Source organism: Oryzihumus sp. JJN4-3R (assembly GCF_057747915.1).
This window is the reverse complement of record NZ_CM173229.1, coordinates 2,827,245-2,843,024: the sequence shown is the minus strand read 5'-3', so window position 1 is coordinate 2,843,024 and position 15,780 is coordinate 2,827,245. Positions and strand designations below refer to the sequence as shown.

At 73.2% G+C, this 15,780-nt stretch carries 14 protein-coding genes; 1 reads left to right on the top strand and 13 read right to left on the bottom strand.

Going from position 1 to position 15,780, the window contains the following annotated elements:
* Positions 1–3 precede the first annotated feature (3 nt).
* The 7 genes from AC3ANM_RS13590 to AC3ANM_RS13560 form a co-directional block, all read right to left on the bottom strand.
* The gene (locus AC3ANM_RS13590; RefSeq protein ID WP_488284948.1) at positions 4–1,740 is read right to left on the bottom strand and encodes a phosphatidylglycerol lysyltransferase domain-containing protein; all 1,737 of its coding nucleotides are present in this window, start codon (positions 1,738–1,740) and stop codon (positions 4–6) included.
* A complete protein-coding gene (gene folE, locus AC3ANM_RS13585; RefSeq protein WP_488284947.1) occupies positions 1,737–2,318 on the bottom strand; it encodes a GTP cyclohydrolase I FolE in 582 nt (193 codons plus the stop codon). The genes AC3ANM_RS13590 and folE overlap by 4 nt, the downstream gene beginning before the upstream one ends.
* Positions 2,296–4,332: an ATP-dependent zinc metalloprotease FtsH gene (gene ftsH / locus AC3ANM_RS13580; RefSeq protein WP_488284946.1), complete on the bottom strand. Its 2,037-nt coding sequence runs from the start codon at positions 4,330–4,332 to the stop codon at positions 2,296–2,298. The genes folE and ftsH overlap by 23 nt, the downstream gene beginning before the upstream one ends.
* A 201-nt stretch (positions 4,333–4,533) precedes the next feature.
* Positions 4,534–5,085, bottom strand: a complete 552-nt coding sequence (gene hpt / locus AC3ANM_RS13575) for a hypoxanthine phosphoribosyltransferase (RefSeq protein WP_488284945.1) — start codon at positions 5,083–5,085, stop codon at positions 4,534–4,536.
* A 37-nt stretch (positions 5,086–5,122) separates the two neighbouring features.
* The gene (tilS, locus tag AC3ANM_RS13570; RefSeq protein ID WP_488284944.1) at positions 5,123–6,103 is read right to left on the bottom strand and encodes a tRNA lysidine(34) synthetase TilS; all 981 of its coding nucleotides are present in this window, start codon (positions 6,101–6,103) and stop codon (positions 5,123–5,125) included.
* Positions 6,100–7,209, bottom strand: a complete 1,110-nt coding sequence (locus AC3ANM_RS13565; protein ID WP_488284943.1) for a zinc-dependent metalloprotease — start codon at positions 7,207–7,209, stop codon at positions 6,100–6,102. The genes tilS and AC3ANM_RS13565 overlap by 4 nt, the downstream gene beginning before the upstream one ends.
* A 20-nt stretch (positions 7,210–7,229) precedes the next feature.
* Entirely contained in the window at positions 7,230–8,717 is a 1,488-nt protein-coding gene (locus AC3ANM_RS13560) for a D-alanyl-D-alanine carboxypeptidase/D-alanyl-D-alanine-endopeptidase (RefSeq protein WP_488284942.1), read from the bottom strand.
* 89 nt (positions 8,718–8,806) lie between these two features.
* Between AC3ANM_RS13560 and AC3ANM_RS13555 the strand changes: the two genes are divergently transcribed.
* Entirely contained in the window at positions 8,807–9,331 is a 525-nt protein-coding gene (locus AC3ANM_RS13555; protein WP_141786817.1) for an inorganic diphosphatase, read from the top strand.
* 193 nt (positions 9,332–9,524) lie between these two features.
* Here the strand turns inward: AC3ANM_RS13555 and AC3ANM_RS13550 are convergent, their stop codons facing one another.
* The 6 genes from AC3ANM_RS13550 to AC3ANM_RS13525 all read right to left on the bottom strand — a co-directional run bounded on the left by AC3ANM_RS13550 (position 9,525) and on the right by AC3ANM_RS13525 (position 15,744).
* Positions 9,525–10,868 (bottom strand): C40 family peptidase, encoded by a 1,344-nt coding sequence (locus AC3ANM_RS13550; protein ID WP_488284941.1) that lies wholly within the window; start codon positions 10,866–10,868, stop codon positions 9,525–9,527.
* 413 nt (positions 10,869–11,281) lie between these two features.
* The gene (locus AC3ANM_RS13545; RefSeq protein WP_488284940.1) at positions 11,282–11,806 is read right to left on the bottom strand and encodes a GNAT family N-acetyltransferase; all 525 of its coding nucleotides are present in this window, start codon (positions 11,804–11,806) and stop codon (positions 11,282–11,284) included.
* 185 nt (positions 11,807–11,991) lie between these two features.
* Positions 11,992–13,338, bottom strand: a complete 1,347-nt coding sequence (locus tag AC3ANM_RS13540; protein ID WP_488284939.1) for an MFS transporter — start codon at positions 13,336–13,338, stop codon at positions 11,992–11,994.
* Complete coding sequence (locus tag AC3ANM_RS13535) at positions 13,335–13,982, bottom strand: GntR family transcriptional regulator (protein WP_488284938.1); 648 nt, start codon at positions 13,980–13,982, stop codon at positions 13,335–13,337. Before AC3ANM_RS13535 ends, AC3ANM_RS13540 begins: the two co-directional genes overlap by 4 nt.
* Positions 13,983–14,078: 96 nt before the next feature.
* Entirely contained in the window at positions 14,079–14,873 is a 795-nt protein-coding gene (locus tag AC3ANM_RS13530; protein WP_488284937.1) for a DUF4352 domain-containing protein, read from the bottom strand.
* Positions 14,874–15,051: 178 nt separating this feature from the next.
* Positions 15,052–15,744, bottom strand: coding sequence for a helix-turn-helix transcriptional regulator (locus AC3ANM_RS13525; RefSeq protein ID WP_488284936.1), 693 nt, complete (start codon positions 15,742–15,744; stop codon positions 15,052–15,054).
* Positions 15,745–15,780: the final 36 nt, after the last annotated feature.

The window sequence follows — 15,780 nt, the reverse complement described above, 5'->3', positions numbered from 1 at the left end:
TGCTCACGTGGAGCTCCCGCTGAAGAAGCGCAGCTTGGGCCAGGTGAGGAAGGCCTCGGCCTCGAGGGCGGCCAGCGCGATCCGGGGCATGTCCCGCGTCGCGGGGTAGACCACGAAACGGGGTGCCCACTCCGGCTGGAACTTGGCGTTGAACCGGTACAGGCTCTCGATCTGGAACCAGCGGGAGGCGAACTTCAGGACGCGGTACCAGGCGCGCTCCATCGGGCCTGCCCCGAGCCGCTCACCGCGCTCGAACGCCGAGCGGAACGCGGCGAAGTTGAGGGAGACCCGCTTGACGCCGAGCTCGGGCGCCGCCCGGAGCGCGTCGACGATCATCAGCTCGTTGACCCCGGGGTCGGCGGTGCGGTCGCGGCGCATGACGTCCAGCGACATCCCGTCGCCGCCCCACGGCACGAACTGCAGGAACGCCCGGATCACGCCGTCCTGGCGGGCGACGACGAGCACCGCGTCGGGGTCGGCCGGGTCGACCAGGCGCCCGAGGGCCATCGAGAAGCCCCGCTCGGTCTCGGTGCCGCGCCACGCGTTGGCGTCGGCCAGGGCCCGGCGGCGCTCCCCCTCGGTCACCTGCGAGGCGCGGACCACGTCGGTGGTGTAGCCGGCGCGGCCGATCCGCTTGACCATCTGGCGCACGTTGCGCATCGGCCGTCCCTCGAGGGAGAACGCCTCGGCGTCGACCACGGCCTCGTCACCGAGCTCGAGGATGTCGAAACCCGTCTCCCGGGTCCACACCTGGCCCCCGCGCTCGGAGCAGCCGATGACGGCAGGCGTCCAGGCGTGCAGCTCGGCCTCGCGCAGGAAGCACCCGATCGCCCCGGGCCAGGCCTCGGGGTCGCCGAGCGGGTCGCCGCTGGCCAGCATGACCCCGGAGACGACGCGGTAGGCGATGGCCGCCTTGCCGGACTCGGACCAGATGACGCTCTTGTCCCGGCGCAGGTTGAAGTAGCCCAGGGAGTCGGGGCTGCGCTCCAGGAGCCCGCGCAGCCGGGCCTCGTCCTCGTCGGTGACCATGGGCCGCGGCTCGGGGGCGCGCAGCGCGAGGTAGACCGTGGTGATCAGGGTCATCAGGCCCAGGCCGAGCAGGACCGCGCCGATGACGTCGTTGGCCCGGTCACTGATGAAGACCAGGGGCCCGTTGAGCCCGACCAGCCCGGTGAGCACCTGCCACAGCGCCTGGTCGAACGAGGGCGGTCCCCCCACGACGGCGTGCCGGCGCGACTCGACCAGGACCAGCCCGATGACGACGCTGATCGCGGACAGCGCCACGAACACCCGGGCGGCGCGCCAGCGGGTGGTGGGGTCGCCGAGGGCCCGGAACTGGTCGCGGTTGACGACCAGGACGATGAGCACGACCAACGAGACCGCGGTGGCGATGAGCTCCAGCCGCTCGGCGTGCAGCAGGACGCTGACGCTGAGCAGCACGACACCGGCACGCCAGGCCCGGCGCTTGCGACGGCGCAGGGCGTGCGCGAGGAAGAACAGCAGGATGCCGGCGACCACGGTGGCGGCGGAGGCGGCGTTGGCGACGCTGCCGGGCAGGACGTCCGCGATCGGGTGCAGGCGGTGCCCCAGGCCGTGGCGCAGCCCGGTGATGATGTCGCCCAGGCCGATCAGGTAGGTCAGGAAGCCGATGACGCGCGGCACCTGCGACCGCGGTCGGGTGAAGGCCGAGAACCGCTGGTGGAGGGAGGTGGGCTGACGCGTGGAGGCGCGTTCACTCACCGGTTGCCCCCCAGCAGCCCCATCGCCTCGGCCCGGGTGGCCGCGTCCCGCAGCTGCCCGCGCACCGCGGAGGTGATGGTGCGGGAGCCGGGCCGTCGGACCCCGCGCATGGACATGCACAGGTGCTCGCACTCCACCACGACGATCACCCCCTGGGGCTTGAGGTGCTTGACCATCGCGTCGGCGATCTGCGTGGTCAGCCGCTCCTGCACCTGCGGTCGGCGCGCGTAGACGTCGACCAGGCGGGCCAGCTTGGACAGCCCGGTGACCCGGCCGTCCCGGCCCGGGATGTAGCCGACGTGCGCCACTCCGTGGAAGGGCACCAGGTGGTGCTCGCAGGTGCTGTAGACCTCGATGTCGCGCACGAGGATCAGCTCGGAGTGGCCGATCTCGAAGGTCGTGCTGAGCACGTCCTCGGGGTCCTGCTCCATGCCGGCGAACATCTCGGCGTAGGCGCGCGCTACCCGCCCGGGGGTCGCCCGCAGCCCGTCGCGATCGGGGTCCTCCCCGATCGCGACGAGCAGCTCACGGACGGCGCGCTCCGCGCGCTCGAGATCAATGTGTGTCGGGGTCGACATACCCACCCTCGGGCACCTCGATGACCGCGGTCGGCGGGTGCTCCTCGACGTGCTGCTGGCTGTCCTTGGGGCGCGAGCCGTTGCCCAGGGCGGCCTTCTCCGCCGGCGTGAGGACCGGCGGCAGGTCGCTGACGTGACGACGGTCGCTGGAGAGCCAGATCGGGCGCTGCGGGCGCTTGATCACCGGCGAGAAGATCTCCGCCAGCTGCTCCTTGCCCAGCGTCTCCTTCTCGAGCAGCTCCAGCACCAGGCGGTCGAGCACCTCGCGGTTGTCGTTGAGGGCGTTCCAGGCCTCGTCGTGGGCGGCCTCGATGAAGCGGCGCACCTCCTCGTCGACGACGCCGGCGACAGCCTCGGAGTAGTCGCGCTCGTGGCCCATGTCCCGGCCGAGGAAGACCTCGCCGCGCTCCTGGCCCAGCTTGATCGCGCCGACCCGCTCGCTCATGCCGAACTGGGTGACCATCTTGCGCGCCAGCCCAGTGGCCTTCTCGATGTCGTTGGCGGCACCGGTGGTCGGGTCGTGGAAGACCATCTCCTCGGCGACGCGGCCACCGAGGGCGTAGGCCAGCTGGTCGAGCATCTCGTTGCGCGTGGTGGAGTACTTGTCGTCCGCCGGCAGCACCATCGTGTATCCGAGGGCGCGACCGCGCGGCAGGATCGTCACCTTGGTGACGGGGTCCGTGTTGTTCATCGCCGCGGCGACGAGGGCGTGGCCGCCCTCGTGGTAGGCGGTGATCTTCTTCTCCCGGGCGCTCATGATGCGGGTGCGCTTCTGCGGACCCGCCACGACGCGGTCGATGGCCTCGTCCAGGGCGTGGTTGTCGATCAGCTTGGCGTTGCCGCGGGCGGTCAGCAGGGCCGCCTCGTTGAGCACGTTGGCCAGGTCGGCACCGGTGAAGCCGGGGGTGCGGCGGGCGACGGCGAGCAGGTCGACGTCGGTGGCCATCGGCTTGCCCTTGGCATGCACCTGGAGGATGTGGTGGCGGCCGAGCATGTCGGGGGCCTCGACGGCGATCTGGCGGTCGAAGCGGCCCGGGCGCAGCAGGGCCGGGTCGAGGATGTCGGGGCGGTTGGTCGCCGCGATGAGGATGACGTTGGTCTTGACGTCGAAGCCGTCCATCTCGACGAGCAGCTGGTTCAGCGTCTGCTCGCGCTCGTCGTGGCCACCGCCGAGGCCGGCGCCGCGGTGACGGCCGACGGCGTCGATCTCGTCGACGAAGACGATGGCCGGCGCGTTGGCCTTGGCCTGCTCGAACAGGTCGCGGACGCGGGAGGCACCGACACCGACGAACATCTCGACGAAGTCCGAGCCGGAGATGGAGTAGAACGGCACCCCGGCCTCGCCGGCGACGGCGCGGGCCAGCAGCGTCTTGCCGGTGCCGGGCGGGCCGTAGAGCAGGACGCCCTTGGGGATCTTGGCGCCGACGGCGAGGAACTTGGCCGGCTCGGCCAGGAACTCCTTGATCTCCTGCAGCTCCTCCACGGCCTCGTCCGCGCCGGCGACGTCGGCGAAGGTGACCTTGGGGGTGTCCTTGGAGGCCAGCTTGGCGCGGCTCTTGCCGAAGCTCATGACCCGGGAGCCACCGCCCTGCATCTGGTTCATCAGGAACCAGAACAGGCCCAGCACGAGGACCAGCGGGAGCAGCGTGGCGGCGAGGCTGAGCAGCCAGTTGGGCTGGGCGACCTCGTCGGTGTAGCCGGCCGGGGGCAGGTGGTCGTTGAGCAGCTTGACCAGCTCGGGCCCACGTGGCTGGACGTAGAACGCGCGGACCCGGGTCGCGTCCTTGACGTCTCCGCCGGTGTAGCTCTGACCCTTCTTCAGGGTCAGGTCGATGTGCTCGTTGTCGACGAACTTGGCCGAGTCGACCTTGTTGTCGGTGATCAGCTTCTCCGCGGCGGAGGTGTCGATGCGGGTGAAGCCGCTCGTCTCGCCGACGGAGAACCACAGCACGCCGATGCCAATGATCAGGATGACCCAGACCATCGGGGTGCGAAGGATGCGCTTGAAGTCCATGTGTGTGCGGGGTCTGCTGCCCCGTCCCTCCTGGTCGCTCAGCAAAGTCGTCCGCGGGGCCAGAGCCAGCGAGCCGACGGTGGGGATGACGCTACACCGCACCGGGGTGCGGCATTCTCGCTGGTCAACGACCGGCGTGAAGGCTGTGTTCCGGTGGCCGGCGCGTGGTCCCGGGGCCTCGGCAGGGGCCCGGGACCGGCGTCAGGAGTACACGTGCGGCGCGAGGGTGCCGACGACCCGCAGGTTGCGGTACTTCTCGGCGTAGTCGAGCCCGTAGCCGACGACGAACTCGTTGGGGATGTCGAAGCCGACGTACTTGACGTCAACCTCCACCTTGGCCGCCTCCGGCTTGCGCAGCAAGGTGCAGATCTCCACCGAGGCCGCACTGCGCGACTCCAGGTTGGACTTGATCCAGCTCAGGGTCAGGCCGGAGTCGACGATGTCCTCGACGATGAGCACGTGGCGGTTGGTGATGTCGGCGTCGAGGTCCTTCAGGATCCGCACCACGCCGGAGGACTTGGTGCCCGAGCCGTAGGAGGAGATCGCCATCCAGTCCACCGGTGCGGTGCCCGGCAGGGCCCGCATCAGGTCGGCCATGACCATGACCGCGCCCTTGAGCACACCCACGAGGAGCAGGTCCTTGCCCTCGTAGTCGGCCCAGATCCTGGTGGCGAGCTCGTCGAGCTTGGCGTGGATCTCCTCCTCGGTGATCAGCACGCGCTCGAGGTCGGCTCCCATGTGGGCAGCGTCCACGACTTCTCCAAACAGCTGGGGGGATGAACGGAAGCCCCTATTGAACCGGACGCGGGCCCTCCAGCGTGACCCGCCCGCCGAACCGCCGGGCGCACACCTTGCCGGGCAGGTCGACCGGCCCCTGGCCGTGCCAGTCGGCGACGAGGGCGTCGAGCGCGTCGACGTGGGCCGCGAACAGCGCCCCCGGCGGTGAGCCGGCCTCGATGGCGAGCACCCGCCATACCCGGGTCCGTATCGCGCGGGGCAGCGCGGCGAGGGCCGCCGCCTCCCACGGCCCCTCGCCCAGCGAGGCGCGCGCCTCGCGCGCAAGGCCGTCCAGGGCGTCGGCGTCCTGGCGCAGCAGGTCGGCGCTGCGGGCCAGCGCCGCGGCGACGCCGGGGCCGAGCGCCTGCTCGAGGTCGCCGAGCAGCCGCCGGACACGGACCCGCAGGTAGGCGGGGTCCTCGTTGTGCGGGTCGTCCCACGGGGTCAGGCCCTGCGCCTCGCAGGCGGCCCGGGTGGTGGCCCGGTCCAGCCCCAGGAACGGACGGACCAGGGCGTCCCGGCGCTGCGGCATGCCGGCCAGGGAGCGCGCGCCCGAGCCCCGGACCAGCCCGAGCAGCACCTGCTCGGCCTGGTCGTCGCGGGTGTGCCCGAGCAGCACCGCCGCGGCACCCAGCCGGTCGGCGGCCTCCTCCAGCGCGCCGTATCGCGCCCGCCTCGCCTCCGCCTCGGGTCCCTTCCCGGTGTCGGCGACCCGCACCGCCACGACCTCGACCGGGTCGAGGTCCAGCGCCCGGCACTGGCCGGCCGCCCGCGCGGCGACGCCGGCCGAGCCCTCCTGGAGCTGGTGGTCGACGACGACCGCGCCCGCGCGCAGCCCGGCGCGGGGCGCCTCGAAGGCGAGCGCCGCCGCCAGCGCGAGGGAGTCCGCGCCGCCGCTGCACCCGACGAGGACGAGGGACCCCGCCCCGACGTCGGACAGCGCACGGCGGACGGCGACCCGGGTGGCCGCGACCGCGGAGTGCGGTCCGGTCACCCGTGGACGCGGCGGACCCAGGCCTGGGGGTCCTCGATCTCCGCGGCCTTCGGCAGGGTCTCCGACGAGGTCCACACCGCGTTGAAGCCGTCGACGCCGACGGTCTCGGTGACCGAGCGCACGAAGGCCGCCCCGTCGCGGTACTGCCGCATCTTGGCCTCGAGGCCGAGCAGGCGACGCAGCAGCCGGTCGATGCTGCCGGCGCCCTCGCGACGGCGCTGGAACTTGGCGCGGATCTGGTCCACGGTCGGCACGACCTTGGGGCCCACGTCGTCCATCACCACGTCGGCGTGGCCCTCGAGCAGGGACATCACGGCGGTCAGCGCGGCGATCTTCTCGCGCTGCTCTGGGGTGGTCATCAGCTCGGTGAGGCCGGTGCCGCCGGCCCGGAACGCCTGGGGCAGGTTCTGGGCGAGCTGCTCGAACCGGGCGCCGAGCTGGTCCGGGTCGGGCATCAGGTCCAGGGACAGCTCGCGGGCCCGGTCGATCAGGTGCTCGCGCAGCCACGGGACGGCGGTGAACTGCACCCGGTGGGTCTCCTCGTGCAGGCACACCCACAGGCGGAAGTCGGCCGGGTCGACCCCCAGCTCGACCTCGGCCTGGACCACGTTGGGTGCGATGAGCAGCAGCCGCGGGGTGCCGTCGGGCGCCAGGTCGTACTGGCCGAGGACCTTGGTCGCCAGGAACGACATCAGGGCGCCGGTCTCGCCGCCGGTGACCTTGCCGCCGACCGCCGTGACCGCGGCCCCGGAGGTCCCCGACGCCTTGGAGGTCGCCGCACGCTTGGCCGCCATCCGCTCCACGACGGGCGTGAGCATGCCGCGCAGCGAGTCGACGTTGGCGTCGATCCAGCCGGGCCGGTCGACGACGAGGGCCGCGTGGTCGGCCGCGTCGGCCTGCATCCGGGCCGTGTCGGCCACCGGCTGTCGGGCCCGCGCGGCCGCGTCCCGCAGGGCGGCGACCGCCTGCGCCGCCTCCGCCGGGGACACCTTGGGGCCGGCAGGCACGAGCCGCCTGCCGGTGGCCTTGGCGAACTCCCAGTCGACGTAGCCGGGGTCGGTCCCGGCGCGTCCGCCGGCGGGTCCAGTGGTGGTTGCCATGCCCATGCCTTCACCGTAGGGGGGCGTCATCGACAGCCGCAGGTCGCGAGTGTCGCTACGAAGGCGTCCAACGCGGCCCTCGCGTAGAGCGTTCCCACCCCGGGCGGCACCCGGTCGGCGAGCACGGCGAAGGTCAGCAGCCGGCCGTCCCGGTCGACCACGGTCCCGGCGAGGCTGCTGACCCCGGTCAGGGTGCCGGTCTTTGCCCGCGCGAGGCCGGCCGCCGCCCGCGAGCTGGCCGAGTGGAAGCGGTCGTGCAGCGTGCCGGTCAGCCCGGCCACCGGCAGGGCGGCCACCACCGACTGGAGGGCGGCGTCCTTGCCGGTCGAGGCCAGGGACAGCACGTCGCCGAGGACCCGGGCCGGGACGACGGTGCCCCGGGTGAGCCCGCAGCTGTCGACCAGCCGCACGCCGGTGGCGCGGACTCCGCGGGCCTTGAGCGAGGACAGCACCCAGCGGGCCACGGACGGGAAGTCGCTGTGCCGCCCGGCCCGCACCGCCGCCTGCCGGGCCAGGGACTCGGTCAGCGCGTTGTCGCTGTCGTCCAGGGCCAGGGCCAGCACCTGCCCGACGGTGGCCGACTCGACCTGGCCGAGGACGGCCGCGCCGGGCGCCGGCGCCGTCCGGGCGCGCGCCACGACCGGCGCGACGTGCACCCCGAGGGAGCGCAGCTGGGCGGCCAGGGTGCGGGCGACGCTCATCGTCGGGTCCGCCGAGGCCGGGTGGCCGGGCCCCGGCCGCTGGCTGGACAGGCCGAGCATGGCCACCGGCCCGGTCAGGCCGTTGGCGATGTCGACCGGGACCCACCCCGGGGCGTAGGCCGGGCCTCGCGCATAGGAGTCGTCCACGGACAGGCGGAGCGTGGTCAGGCCCTTGTCCCGCGCGGCGGTGGCCACCTGCCGGGCCAGGTCGAGCAGCCCCGCACGCCCGGCCACCGCGCCCGGGTGCCCCTTGCCGGGGTCGAGCAGGGTGTCGCCGCCGGCGACGAGGACCACGTCCTGGGGGCCGGAGCCCTGCACCACGGCGGTCGTCATCCGTGCGTCCAGCCCACCGGCCCGGGCCAGCGCGGCCGCCGTGAGCAGCTTGGCCGTCGACGCGGGCGTGCGCGGGACGTCGGGGGCGAGGTCGAGCAGGTGCTCCCCGGTAAGGCCGTCGCGGACCGTCACGCTGACCGTGGCCCCCAGCCTGGGGTCGTGCAGGGCGTGGTCGAGGGCCGAGGTCAGGCCCTTGGCCGTCGGCTCCGCGGCCAGCGAGTCGACCGGCTCGAGCGGCCCCTCGGCCTTGACGGGAGCCACCGGCACCGCGACCGGGGACGAGGACGCCGGGGTGGGCACGCCGGGGGACGTCGCGGACGGCGAGGCTCCGGCTGGGAGGGAGGCACCCGGCATACCGGCTGCTGCGGCGCGCGGCGCCGCGTCGGTGAGCACCCCGGGGACGACGTCGTGGACGTCGAGCGTCACGTAGCCGGCGAGCAGCGCGACCACCCCCGCCGCGACGGCCAGCTGACGACGCACGAACCCCCCTCGACCCGGATTTGCACTGGTGCGGGACACTTGACGGCGAGCCTAAGCCAGATTGCTGAGACCCGTGAAAGGGCACACACGTGGAATTCGACGTCACCATCGAGATCCCGCAGGGACACCGCAACAAGTACGAGGTGGACCACGCGACGGGCCGCATCCGGCTGGACCGGCTGCTGTTCACCTCGACGCGCTACCCGGCCGACTACGGCTACGTCGAGGACACCCTCGGTGAGGACGGCGACCCGCTGGACGCGCTGGTGCTGCTGGAGGAGCCGACCTTCCCCGGCTGCCTCGTGTCCGCCCGCCCGATCGGCCTGTTCCACATGCGTGACGAGGCCGGCGGCGACGACAAGATCCTGTGCATCCCCGCGGGCGACCCGCGTCAGGCGCACATCACCGAGCTCGAGCACGTCAGCGAGTTCGACCGCCTGGAGATCCAGCACTTCTTCGAGACCTACAAGGACCTCGAGCCGGGCAAGTCGGTCGAGGGCGCCCACTGGGGCGGCCGCGCCGAGGCGGAGAAGATCGTCGCCGAGGCCGTGCAGCGCGCCAAGGACGCCGGCATGACCACGGCCCGCTGGCCGGGGCCGAACCCGGGCCACTGAGCCACTCGAGCCACTGAGGCTCACGCCTGCCTGACCACGAAGGGCGCCCGCAGCTGTTGCGGGCGCCCTTCGCGCGTCCCGGCCCTGGTGCGCCTGCTCACCTCAGGCCGGTTTGCTCACGTCAGGCCGGTATGGCGGGTGGTTTCGGCCGCCGAAAGCGGCCTGGGCTGAGCAAACATGCTGGGGCGGCGGGTCACCAGCCGGGGCGGCCGCCGTAGGGCAGCAGGTCGCTGCGCCAGATGCTGGCGTAGCGGACCGTGGCCCCGGTGTAGGGCGCCTCGATCATCTGGCCGCCGCCGACGTAGAGGCCGACGTGGTGGCTGGTCGGTCCCGAGTCGCCGAAGAACACCAGGTCGCCGGGGCGCAGGTCGTCGACGGACACCCGCGCGGTCTCGTCCCACTGGGAGCCGGTGTAGTGCGACAGGCCCACGCCGGCCTGGGCCCACGCCTGCATCGTCAGGCCGGAGCAGTCCCACGAGTCCGGTCCGGCGGCGCCCCAGACGTAGGGCTCGCCGACCTGCGCCCGCGCGAAGGCGAGCACCGAGCCGACCCCACCGGAGACGGGGGGCGGTGCGGGGGTCGGGTCCGGCGTCGGCGCGGGGGCGGGAGCCGGTGCCGGGGTGGTGCCGCTCCCCTGCTGGTGCTGCTGGTGCTGCCTCGCCTGCGCGGCCCGGCGTGCGGCCTCGGCACGAGCTGCCGCCGCGCGCGCGGCACTGGCCCGGGCCGCCGCCGCCCGTGCCTGCGCAGCGGCGCGGGCGGCGGCCTCCGCCCGCGCCGCGGCTTCGGCCTGCAGGCCCTGCTGGCGCTGGCGCTCCAGGGCCACGGACGTGTTCCGCAGGCCGGCCAGCTGGGTGACCATGCGGTCCTGCTCCTGGCGGACCCGGGTGGTCTCGCGGGCAGCCTGGTCGGCCTGGGCCTGCGCTGCCTTGCGGGCGGCGTCCGCGGCCTGGGCAGCCGCGACCTGCTGGGCCTGGGCCTGTGCCGCCTGGCGCTGGAGCACGCCCGCCACGATCGAGCTGGCGGAGGCCTGCTCCAGGGTGCGGTTACGGATCGTGCTCACCACGTTGAGGCCGGCGGCCTTGTCGAGCACGTCCTGCGGCCCGCTGCTGGACAGGAAGCTCTCGAGCCCGCCCAGCGAGCCGCCGTCCATGTAGGCCTCGGCTGCGAGCTGGCCGACCTTGTCGGAGGCGCGGTCCGCGGCACGACGGGCCGCTGCGGCCCGCTCCCCGGCAGCCCGGGCGGCCTGGGTGCGCTGGGCCAGCAGCACCGTCGCACCGTTGTAGCGCTCGGCCGCCTGCTCCGCCGTGGCCCGCACCGCCTCCAGGTGGGCGGTCGAGGCGATCAGGCTCGCCTGGATCGCGTCGACCTGGGAGGCCTTCGCGGCGGCGGCAGCCTTGGCTGCGGCGACCTGCTTGGCGGAGGGGTAGACCGGGTCGGCGGAGGCCGGGGCCACCAGGCCCACGACCAGGGCGTGGCCCGCCGCCAGCACGAGCACGGCGCGGGTGGCGCGGCGCAGGGCAGCAGGGTCGGGGCGCACGGGGGACCTCCGGATCGAAGGGGCTCAGCCGATCGAGATTCGCACGCTGCGTCACTTCGCACCCACCAGTCACACAAATCCCACCCGAAAGGCCTACAGCGCCCTGACCTGCACGGACGGGCCGGAGGGAAATGACATCCATGTTTTTCCGCAGGTCACTCCTGAGGCGGTGGATCGGTGGACCTCGATGGCGCACCCGGTCACGATTTGGTCACGCCGGCCCGCTTCGCCCGTCCACCGGCTGGTCGAGACCCGGCGTTCGGCGCGGCGGGTCGGGCCCTCCGTGCGGCGCGGCCGGCCGCTCTGCCGAGGAAGGTGTCGCTCTGCCGAGGTTGCAACCGCGGCAGAGCGCCCTCGACCTCGGCAGAGCAGGCGGCAAACCCGCAGCCCCGGCGAGGGCGTCGGTCAGCCGCTCAACCGAGGCGGCGCTCGAAGCGGTGCTCGCCGTCGGCGTTGACGCCCCGGGGCACGAAGCCGCCGCGCAGCAGCACGGCCTGGCTGGGGACGTTGTCCGGGAGGGTGTGCGCGATGACCATGCCGACCTCGCCAGTGGCCGCCGCGGCCGAGACGAGGGCTGCCACCGCCTCGGAGGCAAAGCCCTGCCGCCGCGCCGACTCGACCAGGCCGTAGCCGATCTCGACCACGCCGTCCTGGGGCGGGCCGAAGAAGCCGAGGCTGCCGACGGCGAGCCCGACCTCGCGCACGACGACGTGTCGGGGCAGCCATCGCCGGTCGCGGTCGGACGGCTCCGGCAGCGACGAGACGTGCCGGGCGATATCCAGGTCGTCCTCGCGGGGGTAGCCCTCGACCCAGCCGGGCAGCCGCCGTCCCTCGAGCATCGCGGCCAGGTCCTCGGCGGTGTACAGCGGCAGGTCCAGCCGGTCGGTCCGGACCGGGGCGATGGACAGGGCGAGCGCCTCGTGGGCGTCATGTGTCATCACGAGCCCGACCCTACGAAGCGGCCCGCCGGCGCTCCACCCGAATTTCCGGCACGCCGGGGCCCGCCGGCCGGAGAGGAGAGCGTCGAGGGGGACGTTCCTCGAGGGGTTGGACCCGCCGCAAACCCCGAGGAACGTCCCTCTCGGCGGGAAGGGCCCGGGAAGGACGGAGGGCCGGAGGCGGCTCAGGCGACCGTGGCCCGCTCACCGCGCATCGCGGCATACGTCTCGGGGTCCTGCTCGCGCAGGTGCCGGCGCGTCCGGCGCCGGTAGCGCAGGATCTGCACCACGCCGACGGCCCAGACGAGGTACTGCACCGACATGGCGGCCTTGAACGACCCGACCGTGTAGGTCGACGGGCCACCGGGGGCGACGTGGTCCAGGACGATCCCGATGAGCGCGACGGTCGACAGCGCGGCGAAGAACCCGCCGACGTTGACGATCCCGGTGGCGCTGCCGATGCGGGTGGGCGGGTTGAACGTGCGGGCGAGGTCGAAGCCGACCATCGACCCGGGGCCCCCGACGGCGGTGACGACGACGAGGACCACCAGCAGCCACAGCGGCGCGCGGCCCGGCCAGAGCAGCACGGCGGACCACACGGAGACGATCGCCGCGACGATCCACAGGATGAGGGTGGAACGCGAGTAGGGCCAGCGCGTGACGAAGCTGCCGATCATCGGGCTGCAGACGATGGTGGTGACGACCATGAGGCCGAGCAGCGTGCTCGCCGTGGACTCGCTCAGGCCCTCGCCGGAGACGAGGAACGGGAAGCCCCACAGCAGGGTGAACACGTTGGCCCCGAACTGCGCCGAGAAGTGGGACCACAGCCCCAGCCGGGTGCCGGGGGTCTCCCAGGCGAGCCGCAGCGCCCGCCCGACGGCGCTCATCTTGAGCTCCTCGCGGTGGTGGTCCTCATAGGGCGAGTCCCGCACGACCGCGAGCAGCAGCGCCCCGGCGACCACGCCGAGCGAGGCGGCCAGCGCGAAGGAGCGGGTCCAGCCCAGGCCGTGCAGCGCCGCCGACAGCGGGCCGGCGGCGGCGAGCGCGCCGAGCTGGCCGACCAGACCGGTGACCTGGGTGACCATCGGCGTCCGGGCCGCCGGGAACCACAGCGCGACCAGGCGCAGCACGCTGATGAAGACCATCGCGTCGCCCATCCCGACGAAGACCCGCGCCACCACGCCTTCGGCGAAGCTGTTGGCGAAGGCGAAGCCCAGCTGGGCCAGCGTCATCAGGGTCAGGCCGATGGTCAGCATCCGCCGCGAGCCGAACCGGTCCAGCGCCGCCCCGACGGGGATCTGCATCCCGGCGTAGACGAACAGCTGGACCATCGTGAAGGTCGCCAGCTGCGCGGAGCTGATGTGGAACCGCTCGGCCGCCACGAGCCCGGCCACCCCCAGGGAGGTCCGGTGGAAGACGGCCAGCAGGTAGACCGCGATGGCCACGGTCCACACCAGCCACGCCCGGCGCCCGCCCAGCGGGTGCTTCAGGGTCGGGTCGGTCGGCTGAAGGTGCGCGGGCGGCGGGGTCACCGGGCCACCCCGGCCTGGTCCCGGGCCGTGGCGAGGTGCTCGCGGGTCGCGGCGAGGAACGCCGCCTTGGTGCCCGACCGCAGCAGGTCGAGCAGCTGTCGGTGGCCCTGGATCGCCTTGTCCATGCGGCCATCGGCCACCCGCATCGCGGTGCTGGTCAGGCACATCTGCCGCTCCCGCAGCGAGCGGTACTGCCGGGTGAGGATCGCGTTGCCCGCGCCGGCGACGATCCGCTCGTGGAAGGCCCGGTCGGCCTCGCTGAACTCGGCCACCGCCGCCCGCTTGCGCGCGTCCCTCATCTGCTCCAGCAGCGCGGCGAGGTCGTCGAGCACCTCCGCGCGGCGCGCCCACACCCGGTCGGCGGCCCACTGCTCGATGAGCTCCCTGGCCTCCACGACGTCGCGCGCCTCCTGCGCGGAGACCGGTATGACGAGTGCCCCCTTCTTGGGGTAGAGCCGCACCAGACCCTCGGCCTCCAGGCGCAGCAACGCTTCCCGCACCGGGGTCCGGGACACCCCGACGGCCTCGGCGACCTCACCCTCGGTGACCAGCACGCCCCCGGCGTGGGTGCCGTCGAGGATGGCGCGCTTGAGGTGGGCGTAGGTGCGTTCGGAGGCAGACGGCATACCGGGGCTTGTGTCCATGATGCATCTATCTTAGATGCATCATGGACAGTGGCCGGACACGCGAAGGGGCGCGCACCCTCGCAGGCGCGCGCCCCTTCCGGCACGGTGGTGCGGTCAGCGCAGGCTGACGGTGACGCCGCCGGAGAAGGCGGAGTCGTGCAGCTCGAGCTTGGTCGGCTTGGCCGTCTTGGGGACGTCGTAGTAGACGACGCCGGTGACCGAGTTGCCCGGGTTGATCTCCTTGTAGATCGTCTGCGCGTCCTCGCCGGCGTAGATGCTCGCGGTACTGTCGGCCGAGAACTTCTTGCCGTTGGCGTCGAAGAGGTACTGGTTGTCGGCAAAGAGCGACTGGGCCTCGTCACCGATGTTCTCGACGGTGAGCTTGACGAGGCAGTACTGCCCCTGGGCCTTCTGGCCGAGCATGCTGTCACCCACCGACTTCACGCCGCACTTGATCGAGGACACCGTGAACTCGAACTTGCCGTCGCGGACCTTGGAGTGGAGCCCGGGCAGCGGCTTGGCCTTGGGCTTCGCCTTGACCGCCGCCGGCTTGGCCGGCACCGCAGCCGCCGCGTCGGACGCCGGGGCCACCGTCGCGGGCTGGGTGGAGCCACCGCCGGAGGTCGAGCCGATGATGATGGCCAGCAGCACGAACGCACCCAGACCGGTCAGCACCTTGTGACGCATGAACCAGTTGCGCTTGGCGGCCGGCGCGGGCACCGCAGGCGTGGCGACCGGGTAGGCAGCCGCCGCGACCGGGGCCGCAGCCGGGTTGCCGGCCTCGTCGACCCAGAGGTTCCACCCCGCGGGGGCCGGGCCCCAGGCCGGGTCCGGCTGCCAGCCCTGCGGCGGCACCCAGCCCTGGGGAGCGGCAGGCCAGTTCGGCGGCGGGTTGAAACGAGCAGACATGCGGATGGGTCTCCTTCAGGAGGGCATGCCGCAGCGCACCCAAAGGCGCGGGCGGCGGGAGGACAGGAACCCCGCCGCTGGTCACGCCTTGGGGTATGACCATTGTGTGGCTTGTGTCCGGAAAAATCCGGCTTTTCGTAAAATTCTTGCCAACCCCCCGAGGGCGCCTGGCCGGGCGCTAGCCGGTCGGCTGGGTGGCGGTACCGGCCGGGGCGATCCGCACGCAGCAGTGGCCGGGCGTCGGCGCCAGCCGGGCAGCCATGCCGCTCTCGCCCAGGCCGGCGAGCACGCCCTCGAGCAGGTGGAGGTTCATGCCGCAGACGAGCTCGGTGTGCTGCTTGGCGAGCTCGTGGAAGGGGCAGTTGCGCAGGACGACCTCCCCGGCCTCCTCGGCGGGCTCGAACCCCAGGTCCTCGAGCACCGCCGGGACGGGGCGCCGCTCCCCCGCCGCCTCCGTCCCGAGGTCGACACCCAGCTTGTGGGCGTGCCGCTCCAGGACCTCCCGTGGCGGCTCGTGCGAGGACTGCGCCTCCTCCAGCGCCGCCGCGAGCAGCAGGCCGGCCAGGTCGTAGCGCCGGTCCGGCAGCTGGATCGAGACCTCGCGCCCGGACCTGACGTAGAGCTTGGCCGGACGTCCGGCGCCCGGACCGACCCGACCGCTGCGCCGCTCGAAGCGGACGTCGAGCAGGCCCTCGTCGGCCAGCCGGTCGAGGTGGAAGGCAGCCGTCTGCCGCGGCAGGTCGAGGGCCTCAGCGGCCTCGTCGCGACCCACCGGCCGGCCGGCGCGGACGACGAAGTCGTAGAGCCGCCGGCGCGTCGGCTCCGCGAGCGCCGCAGCCGCCTCGACGCCGTCGCCGTGTCTGATGTCCACGCCTCCACTGTAAAACCAACCGGGCTTGACGGAATC

Coding starts and splice junctions, on each gene's coding strand:
- folE (WP_488284947.1), bottom strand. CDS start 2,318: ATGTCGACCCCGACACACATTGATCTCGAGCGCGCGGAGCGCGCCGTC.
- ftsH (WP_488284946.1), bottom strand. CDS start 4,332: ATGGACTTCAAGCGCATCCTTCGCACCCCGATGGTCTGGGTCATCCTG.
- AC3ANM_RS13530 (WP_488284937.1), bottom strand. CDS start 14,873: ATGTCTGCTCGTTTCAACCCGCCGCCGAACTGGCCTGCCGCTCCCCAG.
- AC3ANM_RS13565 (WP_488284943.1), bottom strand. CDS start 7,209: ATGGGCATGGCAACCACCACTGGACCCGCCGGCGGACGCGCCGGGACC.
- AC3ANM_RS13535 (WP_488284938.1), bottom strand. CDS start 13,982: ATGGACACAAGCCCCGGTATGCCGTCTGCCTCCGAACGCACCTACGCC.
- AC3ANM_RS13545 (WP_488284940.1), bottom strand. CDS start 11,806: ATGACACATGACGCCCACGAGGCGCTCGCCCTGTCCATCGCCCCGGTC.